This window comes from Diaphorobacter nitroreducens (assembly GCF_002214645.1).
GTDB lineage: Bacteria > Pseudomonadota > Gammaproteobacteria > Burkholderiales > Burkholderiaceae_C > Diaphorobacter > Diaphorobacter nitroreducens.
The window spans coordinates 1,602,394-1,619,150 of record NZ_CP016278.1 but is presented as its reverse complement, the minus strand read 5'-3'; the positions used below and the strand labels follow the sequence as shown (position 1 = coordinate 1,619,150).

11 protein-coding genes and 2 pseudogenes are annotated in these 16,757 nt (G+C 66.3%); 12 read left to right on the top strand and 1 reads right to left on the bottom strand.

Annotated features, from left to right (window positions below):
• Nucleotides 1-10 precede the first annotated feature (10 nt).
• From BA022_RS07525 to gshA, 11 genes and pseudogenes are all read left to right on the top strand, one after another.
• On the top strand, nt 11-565 hold the full coding sequence (locus tag BA022_RS07525; protein ID WP_075807007.1) for a hypothetical protein: 555 nt from the start codon (nt 11-13) through the stop codon (nt 563-565).
• Nucleotides 562-1,674: an efflux RND transporter periplasmic adaptor subunit gene (locus tag BA022_RS07520; protein ID WP_051001391.1), complete on the top strand. Its 1,113-nt coding sequence runs from the start codon at nt 562-564 to the stop codon at nt 1,672-1,674. Before BA022_RS07525 ends, BA022_RS07520 begins: the two co-directional genes overlap by 4 nt.
• A 9-nt stretch (nt 1,675-1,683) precedes the next feature.
• Nucleotides 1,684-4,803 carry an efflux RND transporter permease subunit gene (locus tag BA022_RS07515; RefSeq protein WP_088887057.1) on the top strand — a complete coding sequence of 1,040 codons (3,120 nt, stop codon included), beginning with the start codon at nt 1,684-1,686 and terminating at the stop codon, nt 4,801-4,803.
• A gap of 44 nt (nt 4,804-4,847) precedes the next feature.
• On the top strand, nt 4,848-5,234 hold the full coding sequence (locus BA022_RS07510) for a type 2 periplasmic-binding domain-containing protein (protein WP_019372880.1): 387 nt from the start codon (nt 4,848-4,850) through the stop codon (nt 5,232-5,234).
• 347 nt (nt 5,235-5,581) lie between these two features.
• Nucleotides 5,582-5,989: pseudogene (locus BA022_RS07505) on the top strand (LysR family transcriptional regulator); the annotation flags it as partial.
• 4 nt (nt 5,990-5,993) lie between these two features.
• Nucleotides 5,994-6,410: pseudogene (locus tag BA022_RS07500) on the top strand (TraB/TrbI/VirB10 family type IV secretion system protein); the annotation flags it as partial.
• Nucleotides 6,407-6,649 (top strand): DUF2274 domain-containing protein, encoded by a 243-nt coding sequence (locus BA022_RS07495; protein WP_088887056.1) that lies wholly within the window; start codon nt 6,407-6,409, stop codon nt 6,647-6,649. The pseudogene BA022_RS07500 and the gene BA022_RS07495, both read left to right, overlap by 4 nt.
• 697 nt (nt 6,650-7,346) lie before the next feature.
• On the top strand, nt 7,347-8,390 hold the full coding sequence (gene ku, locus BA022_RS07490; protein WP_088887055.1) for a non-homologous end joining protein Ku: 1,044 nt from the start codon (nt 7,347-7,349) through the stop codon (nt 8,388-8,390).
• Nucleotides 8,391-8,420: 30 nt separating this feature from the next.
• Complete coding sequence (gene ligD, locus BA022_RS07485; protein ID WP_088887054.1) at nt 8,421-10,934, top strand: DNA ligase D; 2,514 nt, start codon at nt 8,421-8,423, stop codon at nt 10,932-10,934.
• A 205-nt stretch (nt 10,935-11,139) separates the two neighbouring features.
• On the top strand, nt 11,140-12,051 hold the full coding sequence (locus BA022_RS07480; RefSeq protein ID WP_088888552.1) for an SDR family NAD(P)-dependent oxidoreductase: 912 nt from the start codon (nt 11,140-11,142) through the stop codon (nt 12,049-12,051).
• A 172-nt stretch (nt 12,052-12,223) separates the two neighbouring features.
• The gene (gene gshA / locus BA022_RS07475) at nt 12,224-13,756 is read left to right on the top strand and encodes a glutamate--cysteine ligase (protein WP_088887053.1); all 1,533 of its coding nucleotides are present in this window, start codon (nt 12,224-12,226) and stop codon (nt 13,754-13,756) included.
• Between the two features lie 170 nt (nt 13,757-13,926).
• Here the strand turns inward: gshA and BA022_RS07470 are convergent, their stop codons facing one another.
• The gene (locus BA022_RS07470; RefSeq protein ID WP_088887052.1) at nt 13,927-15,624 is read right to left on the bottom strand and encodes a thiamine pyrophosphate-binding protein; all 1,698 of its coding nucleotides are present in this window, start codon (nt 15,622-15,624) and stop codon (nt 13,927-13,929) included.
• 213 nt (nt 15,625-15,837) lie between these two features.
• Between BA022_RS07470 and BA022_RS07465 the strand changes: the two genes are divergently transcribed.
• Nucleotides 15,838-16,755 carry a LysR family transcriptional regulator gene (locus tag BA022_RS07465; RefSeq protein ID WP_088887051.1) on the top strand — a complete coding sequence of 306 codons (918 nt, stop codon included), beginning with the start codon at nt 15,838-15,840 and terminating at the stop codon, nt 16,753-16,755.
• Nucleotides 16,756-16,757: the final 2 nt, after the last annotated feature.

Sequence of the window (16,757 nt, the reverse complement as noted above, 5' to 3'; positions counted from 1 at the left end):
AACCTTCACCATGAAACTTTCTCCCCTACTGGCGGTGCTCAGCATCGCCACGGCCCTTCTCCTGTCTCCGCTGGCGCGCGCTAGCGAAGGCCATGACCACGGCGACGCGACCCCGGCCACTACTGGCCCCGCGCTCCCACGGTTCATCGCCGTCTCCGACATCTTCGAACTTGTCGGCGTGCTCAACGGCAAGCACATCACCCTCTATCTTGACCGTACCGCTGACAACACCCCGGTGACAGACGCCCAGATCGAACTCGAAGTTGCCGGTGAAAAGTTCAAGGCCGAGAAGCACGAAGATGTTTACGAGGTCGTTCTGACGGCTGAGCCTGGGCCTGGGGTACTGCCGATCACCGCAACGGTCGCCGCAGGCAATGAGGTGGACTTGCTCGCCGGCGAACTCGATCACCACGAAGAAGCGCATACCGATGCTGCCGGGCCTTCCAAGCCTTGGACACCTTATGCGGCCTGGGCCATTGGCATAGTGGCCGCGCTTGCGGCCCTGTTCACCATTGGCCGCCGCATGGTGTCCTCCCGTCAACGCCATGCTGGAGATGCCGCATGACCTCGAAACGCATTTTTCTTGCCATAGCCATCGCTCTGTCGCTGGGTGCAGCCACTCCAGCTTTCGCCGGCGAAGGCCATGATCATGGCGACGCAGCCGCCGCGCCGAACGCCAATGGCCCACAACGCTTACCTGATGGCAGCGTGTTTCTGCCCAAGCCCGCGCAGCGGCAACTCGGCGTGCGCACCTTGCTCACCGAAGAGGCCGAGTTGCCGCGCTCGTTCGAGCTGAATGGCAAGGTGGTGATGGACCCCAACGCAGGGGGCAAGGTACAGCCACTGAATGCCGGCCGCATCGAACCGGGGCCACGAGGTCTGCCAAATCCCGGACAGGCGGTGCGCAAAGGGGAAGTGCTGGCCTATGTCGTGCCCTCGGCCGCGCCGATCGAGCGATCGAACCAGGCCGCGCAACTGGCCGAGCTGCGCGCAGCCAAGAGCCTGGCGGACAAGCGCGTCGCGCGCTTGCAGGAGCTGGCCGACACCGTGCCGCGCAAGGACATCGAGGCGGCCGAGAGCGAGGCACGCAGCCTGACCGAGCGCATCGCTGCTGTGGGTGGGGGACTTGCGACCCGCGAGGTGCTGATTGCGCCCGTCTCGGGCGTGATTGCCTCCGCCAACGCGGTGGCGGGCCAAGTAGTCGATTCCCGCGAACTCATCTTCGAAGTCATCGATCCGGCGCGGCTGCGCATCGAGGCGCTCGCCTTCGATGCGGCGATCAGCTCGGATGTCGGTAGCGCCACGCTCGCCGTCGGCAAGGAGCGCGTGCCGTTGACTTTCGTCGGTGCGGCGCACAGTCTGCGCGAACAGGCATTGCCGTTGGCCTTCCGCGCTGAAGCTGCCGCGCTGTCGGCGCTGGCGGTAGGCCAACCGGTGCGCGTCTTCGTGCAGAGCAAGAGCAAGGTAAAAGGCATCGCCGTGCCGTTGGCCTCGCTGATGAAGAACCCGGCGAATCAGAGCATTGTCTGGGTGAAGACCGCGCCTGAGCGATTCGAGCCCCGCACCGTCACGGCCGAGCCGCTGGACGGTGTGAACGTGGCGATCACGTCGGGCCTGAAGGCCGGCGACCGCGTGGCCACGCAGGGGGCCACACTGATCAACCAGGTGCGCTGAGGAGTCCGCATGTTCAAGTGGCTTCTCGACAACAGCCTGGCCAACCGGATGCTGGTGATCATCGCCAGCGTCGTGCTGATGGCCTATGGCGCCTTCACGCTGTCCCAAACGCCGGTGGACGTGTTCCCGGACCTCAACAAGCCCACGGTCACGATCATGACCGAGGCCGGCGGCATGGCCGCCGAGGAGGTGGAGCAGCTCATCACCTTCCCGCTGGAGACGACGATGAACGGGCTGCCCGGCGTCGAGTCGGTGCGTTCGACCTCGTCGGCTGGCCTGTCTTTCCTCTACGTCACGTTCAACTGGAGCACGGACATCTTCCGCGCGCGGCAGCTCGTCTCAGAGCGACTGTCGGCCATGGAGGAAGGCCTCGCCGAAGGCGTCGTGCCGCGCATGGGTCCGATCAGCTCGGTCATGGGCGAGATCATGCAGATCGCGATTCCCGTCGATCCGCAGAAGATCAGCCCGATGGCGGTGCGCGAGTACGCCGACTGGGTACTGCGTCCCCGACTGCTGTCGGTGCCGGGCGTGGCGCAGGTGATCCCGATCGGCGGCGAGGTACGGCAGTTCCAGGTACAGCCGAACACGGCCCGCATGGCCGAGCTCGGCATCACGCACGATCAGCTCGAAGCGGCGCTCAAGGGCTTTTCTGCCAACACCTCGGGTGGATTTCTGGAGTTGAACGGCCGGGAGTACCTGATCCGCAACCTCGGGCGCACCTCACGCCTGGATGATCTAAAGAACCTTGCGCTCACCGCCAGCCAGGGTCAGCCCATCCTGTTGCGCCAGATCGCCGAGGTGACCTTTGCCGCTGCCATCAAGCGTGGCGATGCCGGCTTCGAGGGCAAGCCGGCCGTGATTTTGGGCATCCAGAAGCAGCCCACCGCCGACACGATCGCCCTGACCAACGCCATCGAGGACGCGCTGACCGGGTTGAAGGCCTCGCTGCCCGCAGGCATGGAAGCGCCTCGCGTTACCTTTCGCCAGGCAAGCTTCATCGAAGCATCGATCACCACGCTTCAAGGCAAGCTGATCGGCGCGTCGGTCTTCGTCGCGGCTATCCTGTTCTTCTTCCTTGGCACACTGCGACCGACGGTCATCGCGCTGACCGCGATCCCCGTTTCGATCTTCATCACCGCCCTGGTCTTCCGCTATTTCGGCCTATCGATCAACACGATGACGCTCGGTGGCCTGGCCATCGCGATCGGCGGGCTGGTGGACGATGCCGTGGTCGGTGTGGAGAACGTGCTGCGCCGGCTGAAGGAAGACCGCGCGAAACACCCCGACAAGCGGCTACACCCGCTCGAAGTTGTGAGCCGCGCGACGATGGAAGTGCGCTCGGCCATCCTCTATGCCACGGTGATCATCGTGCTGGTCTTCATCCCTCTGTTCGCGCTGCCGGGGCTGGAAGGCAAGCTGTTCGTGCCGCTGGGCATCGCCTTCATCGTCTCGACGCTGGCCTCGCTGGTGGTGTCGGTGACGATCACGCCGGTGCTGAGCTTCTTCCTGCTGCCACGTATGAAGAACCTCGACCACGGCGACACCAAGGTGCTCGCCTGGCTGAAGGCGCGCTACCGCAACGGCCTGGAGACCGTGCTGGAACGGCCCAAAGCCGCGATCGTCGCGGCGGGTATCGCGGTCGTGGCGGCCACGGCTGCGGTGCCTTTCTTCCCGACGACCTTTCTGCCGCCCTTCAACGAAGGCACGCTGCTGATCGGCCTGCGACTGAACCCCGGCGTCACCCTATCCGAAAGCTCCGCGGTGGCGCGCCAGGCCGAGGTGCTGGTGAGCCAGGTGCCCGAGGTCACGCACGTCGGGCGGCGTAGTGGCCGCGCCGAACTGGACGAACATGCCGAGGGCGTGCATGTGAGCGAACTCGATGTCGGCCTGAAATCGACCGCCGAGCTGACGCGAAGCATGGACGAGGTTCGGGCCGACATTCGCGCGCGCCTGTCCAACCTGCCGGCTGCCATCGAGATCGGGCAACCTATTTCGCACCGCATCGATCACATGCTCTCGGGTGTGCGCTCGCAGATCGCGATCAAGATCTTCGGCGAGGACCTGGATGCGTTGCGCGGGCAAGCTGAGGCCCTGCGGCAACAGCTGGCGGCCATTCCCGGCATCGCCGACCTGCAGATCGAAAAGCAGGTGCTCGCGCCGCAGATCAAGGTGCATATCGACTACGCCGCCGCCGCGCAGTATGGCGTGCCGGCACCGCAGGTACTGACCACGCTGCAATCGTTGGTCGAGGGCGAGAAGATCACGCAGATCGTCGAGGGCGGTCGGCGCTTTGCGCTGGTGGTGAAGCTACCCGAGACCGCGCGGTCAATTGATGGGCTGAACCAGATCCTGATCGAGACGCCGACGGGACGCATACCCCTGTCAAAGATCGCGACGATCGAGGACGGCGACGGCCCCAACCAGATCAGCCGCGACGATGGCAAGCGCCGCATCGTGCTGTCGGCCAATGCGTCAGGCCGTGCGCTGTCGGAGATCGTGGCGGACATTCGCAAGGTCGTGGCTGAAACCAAGTTGCCCGAGGGGTACTTCATCACGCTGGGCGGACAGTTCCAGGCGCAGGAGGAGGCCTCGCGCCTCGTCGGCCTGCTGTCCATCGTGTCGCTGGTGCTGATGTTCGTGGTGCTGTACAGCCGCTACAAGTCGAGCACGCTTTCGGCACTGATCATGGTCAACATCCCGCTGGCATTGGTCGGCGCGGTGATCGGGTTGTGGCTGTCGGGCCAGCCCCTGTCGGTGGCCGCGCTCGTCGGCTTCATCACGCTGGCCGGCATCTCGGTGCGCAACGGCATCCTGAAGGTCAGTCACTACATCAACCTGATGCGCTTCGAGGGCGAGAGCTTCGACAAGAAGATGATCGTGCGCGGCTCGCTCGAACGGTTGAGCCCGGTGCTGATGACTGCGCTGGTCACGGCTTTCGCGCTGGCGCCGCTGCTGTTCGAGGCCGAGCAGCCTGGTACCGAGGTGCTGCATCCGGTAGCCGTGGTCATCTTCTCCGGCCTGATCAGCTCGACGCTGCTCGACACCTTCCTCACACCCGTCTTGTTCTGGCTATTCGGCCGCAAGGATGCAGAGCGGCTGGAAAACGACAAGGATGCCGAGGCGCTGTGACACCCAAACCATCCAATTTTCTTCACTTGCCCGAAAGGAAACCCATGAAAACGCATGCCACCATCGCTGCCATCAGCCTAACCTTCGCCAGCGCGGCCTTCGCCGCTGGCGGCAAGCATGACCACGCCCACGAGCACCAGCCGATGCACGGCGGCGTCGTGGTCGAGGTCAGGGACATGGACTACGAACTCGTCGCCAAGCCCGAAGCGATCCAGCTCCATGTGCGCGACCACGGCAAGCCTGCCGATGTCTCGAAGGCCAGCGCGAAAGTCACACTGTTGACCGGCGCCGAAAAGCAGGAGGTCGAGCTCCAACCGGCTGGCGATAGGCTGCAGGCCACCGGCAGCTTCAAGGTGGGCCCTGGCACCAAGGCCGTGGCGGTCGTCACGGTCAATGGCAAGGCGGCGACCGCCCGCTTCACGCTGAAGTGAAACACCCCCTGAGTCGCTTCGCACCATCCCCCCTCTCCTGCGTGAGGGGGGACAACGCCGGTGGCCGGCGCAGATCCGGCCACGGCGTTCGCTGACTTGGCCGGCTCCGCGGCCTGCGGACTCCTCTTATGTTTCATGCCCTGCGGGTGGCGCGCAGCGCCATGGAAAACTGAAATGAGTGTAGTGGCTCTGCCAAGTCTCGTCTCCGGCTGGTAGTGCGCGCTCCGCGACTGGCCAGATCACGGCTCGGCTGACGGTGCTGTCGCGCTTTTGCTGCCTTCAGCGCCATGTGTGACGGCGCGTTGCAGAAAAGCAGCGCGCCGTACACAAACTATGGAGTAGATATCATGGAATTACGACATCTGCGCTACTTCCTAGCCGTGGCAGAAGAACTCCATTTCGCGCGCGCGGCTGAGCGGTTGCACATCGAGCAATCGCCGCTGTCGCGAGCCATCAAGGAACTGGAGGTGGAATTGGGCGCACAACTGTTCGTGCGCACCAGCCGAAGCACGCGGCTGACGCTGGCGGGAAAGCTGCTGATGGAGAGCGCGCCCCGCGTGTTCCTGGCGCTGGAGCAGGCGCGCGAGAGCGTGAAGGCTGGGGCCAATGGCTTTCACGGCCAGTTGCGCATCGCCCTGTCCGATGGCATCACACCTTCACGCCTGCCGGCGCTGCTGGCGCGCTGCCGCGAGGAAGACCCGGAGACCGAGGTTCGCCTGTTCGAGGTGCCGCTGGCCCAGCAACTCAATGGCTTGCGCGATGAGCCGCGTACAGGTGGTATGGAACCGCGTCATCCTGCCCGACACGGCCTCGCTGACGCTCGACAACCTTGTCGGCACCGATCCGGCCGGTTATGCCGGCCTGGAGGACGACGTGGACTGGCATTGGAATCGCATCGTCGCGGGCGCGGTGCTGACCACGCTGCTGGGCGTGGGTGCCGAACTGGCCGCGCCGGAGAATCGCCAGGACGGCAACCGCATCGTCATCGCCGGGCGCGATAGCGCACAGGACGGCATCAATCAGGTCGGGCAGGAAATCACCCGGCGCAACATGAACATCCAGCCGACGCTGACCAGCCGGCCGGGCCTGCCGGTACGCATCATCGTGAACCGGGATCTGGTATTGCGGCCGTACCAGCCGCTGTTCTTCAACCGGGGCCGGGGAGTCTCGCAATGAGCACGACCAAGAAGCTGCGGCTCGGGCCGCTGCCTAAGACCGAGAACATCAAGCTGACCTTCGCGTGCCCGGCCTGCCTGAAAGCCGACCTCGACCGCTACGCGGCGATGCACGCGCAGACGTATGGCGAGGCAGTCGATGCCATGACCCTGATACCGCACATGCTGGAAGCCTTCATGTCGGGTGATCGTGGGTTTAAGAGGGGAGGGCAGGCGATCCCAAAGGTCGCAACGAAGTGAGGATTGGAGGAGAATCGCTGCGCTCTGCGATATCCTAGAGGGCGATTGACGATGGTGTTGCTAGAGTCGTCGCCCCTTAAATCCCTCCATCCTCCGCGCCAGACAAAGCTCTTGTCGGATGACGGTAAAAGCGACGGTAATGGCCCATGTCGATCATCGCAAATCCCTTTAACCACGCGGGCTTGCGAGACCTGTTGATGATGGAGTGGGAGTGACGCTTACCGGCGTCTAGGAGGCAGTAGGTGCTGCACCTGTGACCCCCGTCAACTTCCGCACAACGCCCGGTCTGAACGCCGGGCGTTGTTTTTTTGCTCTAAAAATAGGAGCTATTGGCGCTTGCTAGGTAGGAGTTGCAGCCTTTTTGTGTGAGTATGGATTGCATTGGGGAAGAGGGCGTGGATTGCGCCGAATGGGGCGCACAAGGGGCTGCCTATGAACGTGTGGCTTAGTGCTGGTGCCTGCCAGGCTGCCTGAACAAGCAGAGCGAGCCGCTGGTCCGTGTGCGGGCAGTGCAGTTGTCGGTGCAGGGCGATGCACCGGGGGCGCGGCGATGGGGATGCGGCAGCGTCCGCACATCAGGCCGACGGCAAGAAGCCTCCGCACATCGTCCAAGACCCAGGATGACCGGAGATTCCACCACGATAGAAGCAACCGCTGTCCTACATCTGCGCCCCTGCGCCATGGATAGCGTTTGCACATGCGATCTAAGCAACCCACCGCGAGCGACGCTCTCCCATCTGGCGCGAAGCAGGGGCAGGGCAAGGCCCCCACCTCGACACGCACCCTCTGGAAGGGGGCGATCAGCTTTGGCCTCGTCCATATTCCCGTGGGGTTGTACTCGGCGACTGTCAGCTCGGGCATCGACTTTGACTGGCTGGACCGCCGGTCGATGGAGCTGGTGGGGTACAAGCGTGTGAACAAAATCACGGGCAAGGAAATCGCCACGGCCGATATCGTCAAGGGTGTGGAGTATGAAGAAGGCCGCTACGTCATTCTGACGCCCGAGGAAATCGCGGCCGCCTTTCCTAAGGTCACGCAGACGATCGAGATCGAGGCGTTTCTTGACGCCGACGAGATCCCCTTTGTCTACCTGGAGCGTCCCTATTACACGGCACCCCTCAAGCGTGGCGAAAAGGTGTACGCACTGCTGCGCGAGGCCCTGCGCCAGAGCAACCGCGTGGGCGTGGCCAAAGTGGTGATCCAGTCCAAGCAGCACCTGGCCGTGCTCATTCCGTGCGGCCGAGCGCTGATCCTCAACCTGCTGCGCTGGGGAGGGGAGATCCGCTCATTCGAGCAGCTGGCCCTGCCGCCGCTGGATGCGAAAGCCGCGGGTATCAAGGACGCGGAGTTGGCCATGGCCATGCAGCTCATCGAGGACATGACGCAGGAGTGGAACGCGGACCGCTTCCGCAATTCCTTCTCTGAGGAGATCCACAGGCTGGTCGAGGCCAAGGCCTCTGCGGGAGAGATTGCCCATGTCGCTCAGCCGGATGAAGGACCGGCGGTGGCTGCGGGGGCGGAGGTGCTGGACCTCACCGCGTTGCTCAAGCGCAGCCTGGAGGGCGCCTCGGCCACCCCGCCGCGCAAGGACAAACCCGCCTCCGTGACCCGCCTTGCACCGTCGGGTAAGGCAGCGGCCAAATCGACCGCCGCCAAAAAGTCACCGGCCCGCAAGACGGCGGCCAAGGCGGCGCCTGCCAAGCCCACTGCGGCCAAGAAGCCTCGCCGCGCGCACGGATAGCCTTGCGTACACCGGATAAGGCGACGGACCATGCCCCGCAAAGACCCGCTGGCGGTGTACAAGCAAAAGCGCAACTTTGCCGTGACGCCAGAGCCCGCGGACGGCGGAGCGCAGTCGCAGGCGCTGCAGTACGTAATCCAGAAGCACTGGGCCAGCCGCCTGCACTATGACCTGCGCCTGGAGCTGGACGGCACCATGAAGAGCTGGGCCGTACCCAAGGGCCCCAGTTACGATCCCGCGGACAAACGCATGGCCGTGCAGGTGGAAGACCACCCGATTTCCTACAACCAATTCGAAGGGCAGATCCCGCCGCGCCAATACGGCGCGGGGCGGGTCATCATCTGGGACCGCGGCTATTGGGTACCGCAGGGCAATCCGCGCGAAGACTACCGCAAGGGGAAGCTCAAGTTCGAGATCCACGGACACAAATTGCACGGCCACTGGACCCTGGTGCGTATGCATGGCCGGGACGACGATAAGCAGCCCCCCTGGCTGCTGATCAAGGAGCGCGACGGGCTGGAGCGTGCGGCCGAGGAGTTCAACGTGGTCGACGAAATGCCCGACAGCGTGGCAGACCAGCCGCCGGTTGCGCCACCAGCGCGCGCATTCGCTCAGCGGGCCGGGCCCGCGCAGATGCAGCCCACGGCAGCGGCGGTGACGTGGACATCCGCGCCCACGGCACCGCTGCCTGACCAGCTATCCCCGCAACTTGCCACGCTGGTGGACGGACCGCCGGCCGACCTTACGCAGTGGCTGTGGGAGCTCAAGTTCGACGGCTATCGCATGCTGGCCCGGGTTCAGCGCGGCAAGGCACGGCTGTACACCCGTAACGGCAACGACTGGACCGCCAGGATGCCCGCCCTGGCGCAAGCGCTGGCCGCCTTGCCGCTGTCCTCTGCATGGATCGACGGCGAGGTGCTGGTGCTGGACGCCCAGGGTGTCCCCGACTTCCAGGCGCTGCAGAATGCGTTTGACGGGCGATCGACCGACGCGCTGGTCTTTTACGCCTTCGACTTGCCTTTTGCGCACGGGCGTGATCTGACGCAGATGCCCCTCACTGAACGGCGTGCGCTGCTGCGCAGCGTGCTGCAGCCAGCCTCCTCAGACCGTGTGCGGTTCAGCGAAGCGTTCGAAGCCCGGCCGGCGGACCTGGTGGCCTCGGCCTGCCGGCTGGGATTTGAAGGGGTGATCGGCAAGCGCAAGGACAGCGTGTATGCCTCGCGCCGCAGCACGGACTGGATCAAGCTCAAGTGCAGCCATCGGCAAGAGTTCGTCATCGGCGGATACACCGACCCGCAGGGCTCACGCACAGGGATCGGTTCACTGCTGCTGGGCGTGCATGACGAGGGCGGCGCCCTGCGCTATGCCGGCAATGTGGGCACGGGTTTCAGCGAGCGCGTCCTCGCGGACCTGGCCCGGCGGCTAGGCACTTTGCGCACCCAGGACAGCCCGTTTGCCCAGCCGCGCTCCATCCCCCGCAAGGTGCATTGGGTGAGGCCCACGCTGGTGGCGGAGGTTTCCTTCGCCGAATGGACGAAAGAGGGCAAGGTGCGCCACGCCGTGTTCCGCGGGTTGCGCGACGACAAGCCCGCCGCCGCCATCGTCCACGAGGAGCCTGCGCACCTGCAGGGGGCTGCGCCCAGCCGCGCCGCGCGCGTGGGGGGGCTGCAGGTGACAAGCCCGGCGCGCGTGGTGGATCCCTCCACCGGGTTCACCAAGCTTGATCTGGTGCGGTACTACGCCACGGTAGCGCCCCTCATGTTGCCCCACCTGCAGGGGCGGCCGGTGTCCCTGCTGCGGGCGCCGCAAGGTCTGGAGGGCGAGCTCTTCTTTCAAAAGCACCTGGACACGGGGGCATTGGACGGGGTGAGTGCGCTGTCACCCGACCTGGATCCTGGCCACCCGCCGCTGCTGGAAGTGGCCACGGCGCAGGGCCTGCTGTCGGCCGCGCAAATGAACACCGTGGAGTTTCACACCTGGAATGCTCGCAAGGACCGGATTGAGCGGCCCAACCGCATCACCTTCGACTTGGATCCGGGCGAGGGCGTGCCGTGGGCGCACGTGCAAGAGGGCGCAGCGCTCGTGCGCTTGATGCTCACCGAGCTGGGCCTGCCATCGTTCCTTAAGACCAGCGGCGGCAAGGGGCTGCATGTGGTGGTGCCCATCAAGCGACTGCACGGCTGGGATGCCGTGAAAGACTTCAGCCAAGCCGTGGTGCAGCATCTGGCGCGCACCCTGCCGCAGCGTTTCGTGGCCAAGAGCGGGCCCCGCAACCGCGTGGGAAAGATCTTTGTGGACTACCTGCGCAATGGCTTTGGAGCCACCACGGCCTGTGCGTGGACGGCGCGCGCGCGGCCGGGCATGGGCGTGTCCGTGCCCGTCGCCTGGCAGGAACTGGACGCGCTCACGGGTGGCGCCCACTGGACGGTGCAGACCGTGGACCGGCGCTTGAAGACGGGCAATGGCCCTTGGTCGGGCTATGACGAGGCTGCCGTGTCCATCGGGCCGGCGATCAAGGCGCTTGGGGAAAAACGCCACCTATAGCCCTGGTGGCCTTGCATGCAATCATGGTGGGGCGAAGGCATACAAGCGGTCTAGGCAGCCGCTGATTGAACCTGGTTGCTTCCTGTATCCTTTGAATCGCCCCGGTCATCGGCCGGGGCCATTTCTTTTCGCTGCGCGTGTGCCCGGCCACCGGTGGCCGCGGGCCTGCGTGTCTGGCGGCAATCCTTCGTTCAAAGACTTCAACATGTCCCTTGATTTCCACGGCCGTGTGGCCATCGTGACGGGTGCGGGTGGCGGCCTGGGCCGTCAGCATGCTTTGGCGCTGGCAGCGCGTGGCGCCAAGGTGCTGGTCAATGATCTGGGCGGTGCCGTGGACGGCAGCGGCGGCTCTGTGTCCGCCGCGCAGGCCGTGGTGGACGAGATCTGCACCGCAGGCGGCGAGGCGCTGGCCAACGGTGCGTCGGTGACCGATTTCGCGGCCGTGCAGGCCATGGTGCAGCAGGCCATGGACGCGTGGGGTCGCGTGGACATCCTGGTGAACAACGCCGGCATCCTGCGCGACAAGTCGTTTGCCAAGATGGACATGGCGGACTTCGCCCTCGTGGTCCAGGTCCACCTCATGGGCGCGGCCCATTGCTGCAAGGCGGTGTGGCCGCACATGCAGGCGCAGAACTATGGGCGCATCGTGATGACGACGTCCTCCACGGGCCTGTACGGCAACTTCGGCCAGGCCAACTACGGCGCGGCCAAGCTGGCACAGGTGGGGTTGATGCAGACGCTGGCGATCGAAGGGGCCAAGTACGGCATCCATGTGAACGCCTTGGCACCCACGGCCGCCACCCGCATGACCGAGGGCCTGATGCCCGAGGACGTGCTGGCTGCCCTCCAGCCCGAGGCGGTGGTGCCCGCCATGCTGGTGTTGGCGCATGAGAGCGCGCCCACGCGCACCATTCTGTGTGCAGGCGCGGGCACATTCGAGGCCGCGCACATTACGCTCACCCAGGGCATCCACCTGGGACAAGGTGCCGATGTGCCGGAGCAACTGGCCGCGCGCCTGGCCGAGGTGACGGCCCGCGGAGCGGGTGAGCAGGTACCGCAAAGCGGCGCCGCACAGGGGACGAACGAGGTGGCGCAGGCCCTGGCTGCGCACCGCTGACACGGCCTGTCCGGGGCGGTGCTGCCCCGCTGCTACCGTACCAAGAGCGACCGTGCAGAGGCCGGCGGCAGTTCCCCGGTGTCAGGCCGGCGCTTGATGTGGGCGCGGGCAGGCCGCAGCGCGGCGTGCTAAGTTCCGGCCCCACCTCAAAAAAGATGGATCAACCACCACCATGAGCACACTCCCACAGCGAATCGCAGCCCTGTCCGCCGACCGGCTGGCAGGCATGCGCCGCGGCATCGAGAAGGAGGGGCTGCGCGTGCTGCCCACGGGCGCCCTGGCGCTCACACCCCATCCGGTGGCGCTGGGCTCGGCCCTCACGCACCCCTGCATCACCACGGACTACAGCGAATCGCAGATCGAGCTCATCACCGGTGCCCACCGCACGGTGCAGGAATGCCAGGATGAACTGACCGAGATCCACCAGTTCGTGCACCGCGTGCTGCAGCAGCAGCCGGGCGGCGAGATGCTCTGGGTGTCCAGCATGCCCTGCATGTTGCCTACGGACGAGACCATTCCGTTGGCGCGCTACGGCTCGTCCAACCCGGGACGTGCCAAGAGCGTGTACCGCATGGGCCTGGGCCACCGCTACGGCCGGCGCATGCAGACCATCTCGGGCATTCACTACAACTGGTCGCTGCCCGGCGTGGGCAGCGACGAGTACTTTGCGCTGATCCGCAACTTCCGCCGGCACGCGTTCGTGCTCCTGTACCTGTTTGGCGCATCGCCTGCGCTGTGCCCGTGCTTCGTCGAAGGGCGACAACACAGCCTGCAGCCGCTGGGCGACGGCAAGCGCGCGCTGTACCTGCCGCATGCCACTTCGCTGCGCATGGGGCGCCTGGGCTACCAGAGCGACGCCCAGGCCACGCTGGCCGTCAGCTACAACGGCTTGCAGGGCTATGCCGATTCGCTGCATGAGGCGCTCACGCGGCCTTACCCGGCCTACGAGGCGATTGGCGTGCGCAACCCCGGCGGCGACTACAACCAGATGGGCACCAGCCTGCTGCAGATCGAGAACGAGTTCTACGGCACCATCCGGCCCAAGCGCACCGTCCACAGCGGCGAGCGCCCGCTGCACGCGCTGCGCGAGCGCGGCGTGGAGTATGTCGAGGTGCGCCTGATGGACCTGGACCCGTTCGTGCCCGTGGGCATCACCGCCGACACCATGCGCCTGCTGGACGTGTTCCTGCTGCACTGCCTGCTGTCGGACAGCCCGCCCGACACGCCGGCCGAGATCGCCGAACTCAAGAACAACCAGCACTTGGCGGCCGAGCGCGGGCGCGAGGCCGGCCTACAGCTCATGCGCCGCGGCCAGCGTGTGCTGCTGACCGATTGGGCCGCCGAGGTGCTGGCCGAATGCGCGCCCATCGCCGCCACGCTGGATGCCGCCCACGGCGGCGAGGCTTACGCACACGCGCTGACGGCGGCCCAGGCGACACTGGCGGCCCCGCACTCCACACCGTCCGCGCGTGTGCTGGCCGAGCTGCAACAGCAGCATGACAACGACTTCACCGCCTTCGCACTTGCGCATTCCCAGTCGGCGCGGGACATCCTGATGGGGCAGCCCTGGAGCGAGTCGCAGCAGGCGCGCTACCAGGCGCTGGCCGAGCGGTCGCTGGAGGAGCAGCGGGCCATTGAAGTGGCAGATGACCTGCCGTTCGAGGCGTGGCGCGAGCGGTTCATGGCGGTCGAGCAGTTGGGGTAGTTTTTTGAGGGCGGCGCTTATGGCGTAAGCGCAGCCAGCTATTCTTTTTGATGTTGCTGCGCGGGGGCGCATAACCCGGTCGGCACCCAAGCATTCGGCAGCAAAAAACTCAAAAACGATAGCTGTCCGCGCTTGCCCCACAAGCGCAGAGCCCCATTTAGCCCTTCAGATCACCCCTTGCGCGCCATCGCCGCCGACCGGATGCCATCCAGCGTTCCCGTGGGTGTGATCGCCTGCGGATCGATCAGGCAGTGCAGCACGCTGGGCAGCCCGCTCGCCCGTGCGCGTGCCAGTGCCGGGGCGAAGTCTTCGGTGCGCTCCACGCGCTCGCCGTGCCCGCCGAAGGCCTGGGCATAGGCCTTGAAATCGGGGTTCTTGAGCTGTGTGGCGCTGATGCGTCCGGGGTACTCGCGCTCCTGGTGCATGCGGATGGTGCCGTACATGGCGTTGTCCAGCAGCACCACTATCAACGGCAGGCCGTACTGCACGGCGGTGGCGAACTCCTGGCCGTGCATCAGAAAGTCGCCGTCGCCCGCAAACACCACCACCTCGCGCTCGCGCCACAGGCGCTTGGCGCCCACGCCGGCCGGCAGGCCGTAGCCCATCGAGCCGCTGGTGGGGGCCAGTTGGCTCGCATAGGTGGTGAACGGCCAGAAGCGATGCACCCAGGTGGCGAAGTTGCCCGCACCGTTGCAGAAGATGGTGTCGGCGGGCAGCACTTCGCGCAGGTGCTGCATCACCTCGCCCATCTGCAGCTTGCCGGGGATGCGGATGGGCGCCGGGTCGCTCCAGGCCAGGTACTCGGCGCGCGCAGCCTCGGTGTGCGCGGTCCAGCGCGGCTCGGCCGCGGGGCGCAGGCTGGCCAGGGCGGCGGCCATGGCCTGCGGCGTGGCGTGGATGGCCTGCACCGGGCGGTAGAGCCGGCCGAGCTCGTCGGCGTCGGCATGCACATGCACCAGCGGCTGCGCCGGCACGGGAATGTCGAACAGCTCGTAGCCCTGCGAGGGGATCTCCGACAGCCGCCCGCCCAGCACCAGCACCAGGTCGCTCGCGCGGATGCGCGCCAGCAGCTGGGGATTGACGCCCAGGCCTAGGTCGCCCGCGTAGCTGGCGTGGCTGGCCGGGAACAGCATCTGCCGGCGGAACGAGCAATACACCGGCAGCCGCCAGGCGCTGGCAAAGGCCTGCATGTCGCGCACCGCCTGGTCGGACCAGCGGCTGCCGCCCACGATGACCACCGGCCGCTCGGCCGCCTGCAGCCGCGCCGCCAGTGCCTGCAGTGCGGGCGCACCGGGGTAGGTCTCGGGCACGGAGTAGGGCAGGGCATCGGCCACCTGCACGGCATCGGTCAGCATGTCCTCGGGCAGGGCCACCACCACGGGGCCGGGGCGGCCCGAGGTGGCGACGTGGAATGCGCGCGAGACCAGCTCCGGCACGCGCCGCGCATCGTCGATCTGCACCACCCACTTGGCCATGGTGCCGAACACGGCGCCGTAGTCCAGCTCCTGGAACGCCTCGCGCCCCAGCGCACCGCGCGCCACCTGGCCTACGAAGACGATCAACGGCGTCGAATCCTGGTGCGCGATGTGGATGCCCGCCGATGCGTTGGTGACCCCCGGCCCGCGCGTCACGAAGCAGATACCCGGCCGGCCGGTCAGCTTGCCCTGCGCCTCGGCCATCATGGCCGCGCCGCCCTCCTGGCGGCACACGGTGACGGCGATGTTGGCGTCGTGCAGGGCGTCCAGCACGGCCAGGTAGCTCTCGCCCGGCACGCAAAAGAGCTGCTGCACGCCGTGCACGATGAGCTGCTGGACGAGGATCTGCCCGCCCGTGCGGGATGCGGCGGTGGAGGTAGCGGTGTGCGGCATGGAGGTCAAAGAGAAGGCGAAGCTGCAAATATCGCCCAGCCATGCGCGCTTGCATAGCAAAAAAGCGGAACGACTTGTTGCTTAAATCGCATCAAGTGGCAATATCCCGTCTCAACCCTGCCTGCCGCCAGCGCTTATGGATCAAGCGCTGGCGCCTTATGTGTTAGCACAAGCCTTGGTAGGGTTCATTCTCTGATTGCATGAATTAACGCCATGTTTCGCAAACTCTTCCTGCCGCCCATGGCCGACCTGCTCGCCTTTGAGGCCGCCGCGCGCCACGCCAGCATCTCACGTGCGGCGGAGGAGCTGCACCTCACGCAAAGCGCCGTCTCGCGCCAGGTGCGCCAACTGGAGGCACAGCTCGGTCAGGCCCTGTTCACCCGGGTGCGCCAGCGCGTGGTGTTGACGGATGCGGGGCGCCTGTACGCCGCCGACGTACGCGCCGTGCTGCAGCAGCTCGGTGCCGCCACGCAGAAGGCCATGGCCCTGGCCGATGGCGGCGGACTCCTGCACCTGGCGGTGCTGCCCACGTTGGGCGCGCGCTGGCTGGTGCCGCGCCTGCCTGCGTTCGCCGCGCTGCACCCGGAGCTGACAGTGAATCTTTCTGCCCGTGGCGAGCCTTTTGACTTCGCCCAGGAACCGTTCGATGCCGCTATCCACTACGGTGCGCCCCACTGGGCCGGCGCCGTGTGCGACTACCTGATGCACGAAGAAGTGGTGCCGGTGTGCAGCCCCGCGCTGCGCACCCGCCACCGCATCGAGACCCCTGCCGACGTGGCCGGCCTGATCCTGCTGCACCAGACCACGCGCCCCATGCTGTGGGCCGACTGGTTCGAGCAGGAGGGCGTGCCCGCGCCCCAGGCCCTGCGCGGCCCGCGCTTCGAGCAGTTCGCCATGATCGCCCAGGCCGCCATCTCCGGCCTGGGCGTGGCCCTGCTGCCGCGGTTTCTGATGGAGGAGGAATTGGCGAGCGGCGCGCTGGTGGAGCTGCCCGGTGGCGTGCTGACCAGCAGCGATGCGTACTACCTCGTGGTGCCGCTGGCGCGGGCAGAGTCGGCGGGGGTGAAGGCCTTCAGGGCGTGGCTGCGGGAGGTGGCGGGCCAGCGGGAGCTGGGCCGCGTTGGCGGATGAGC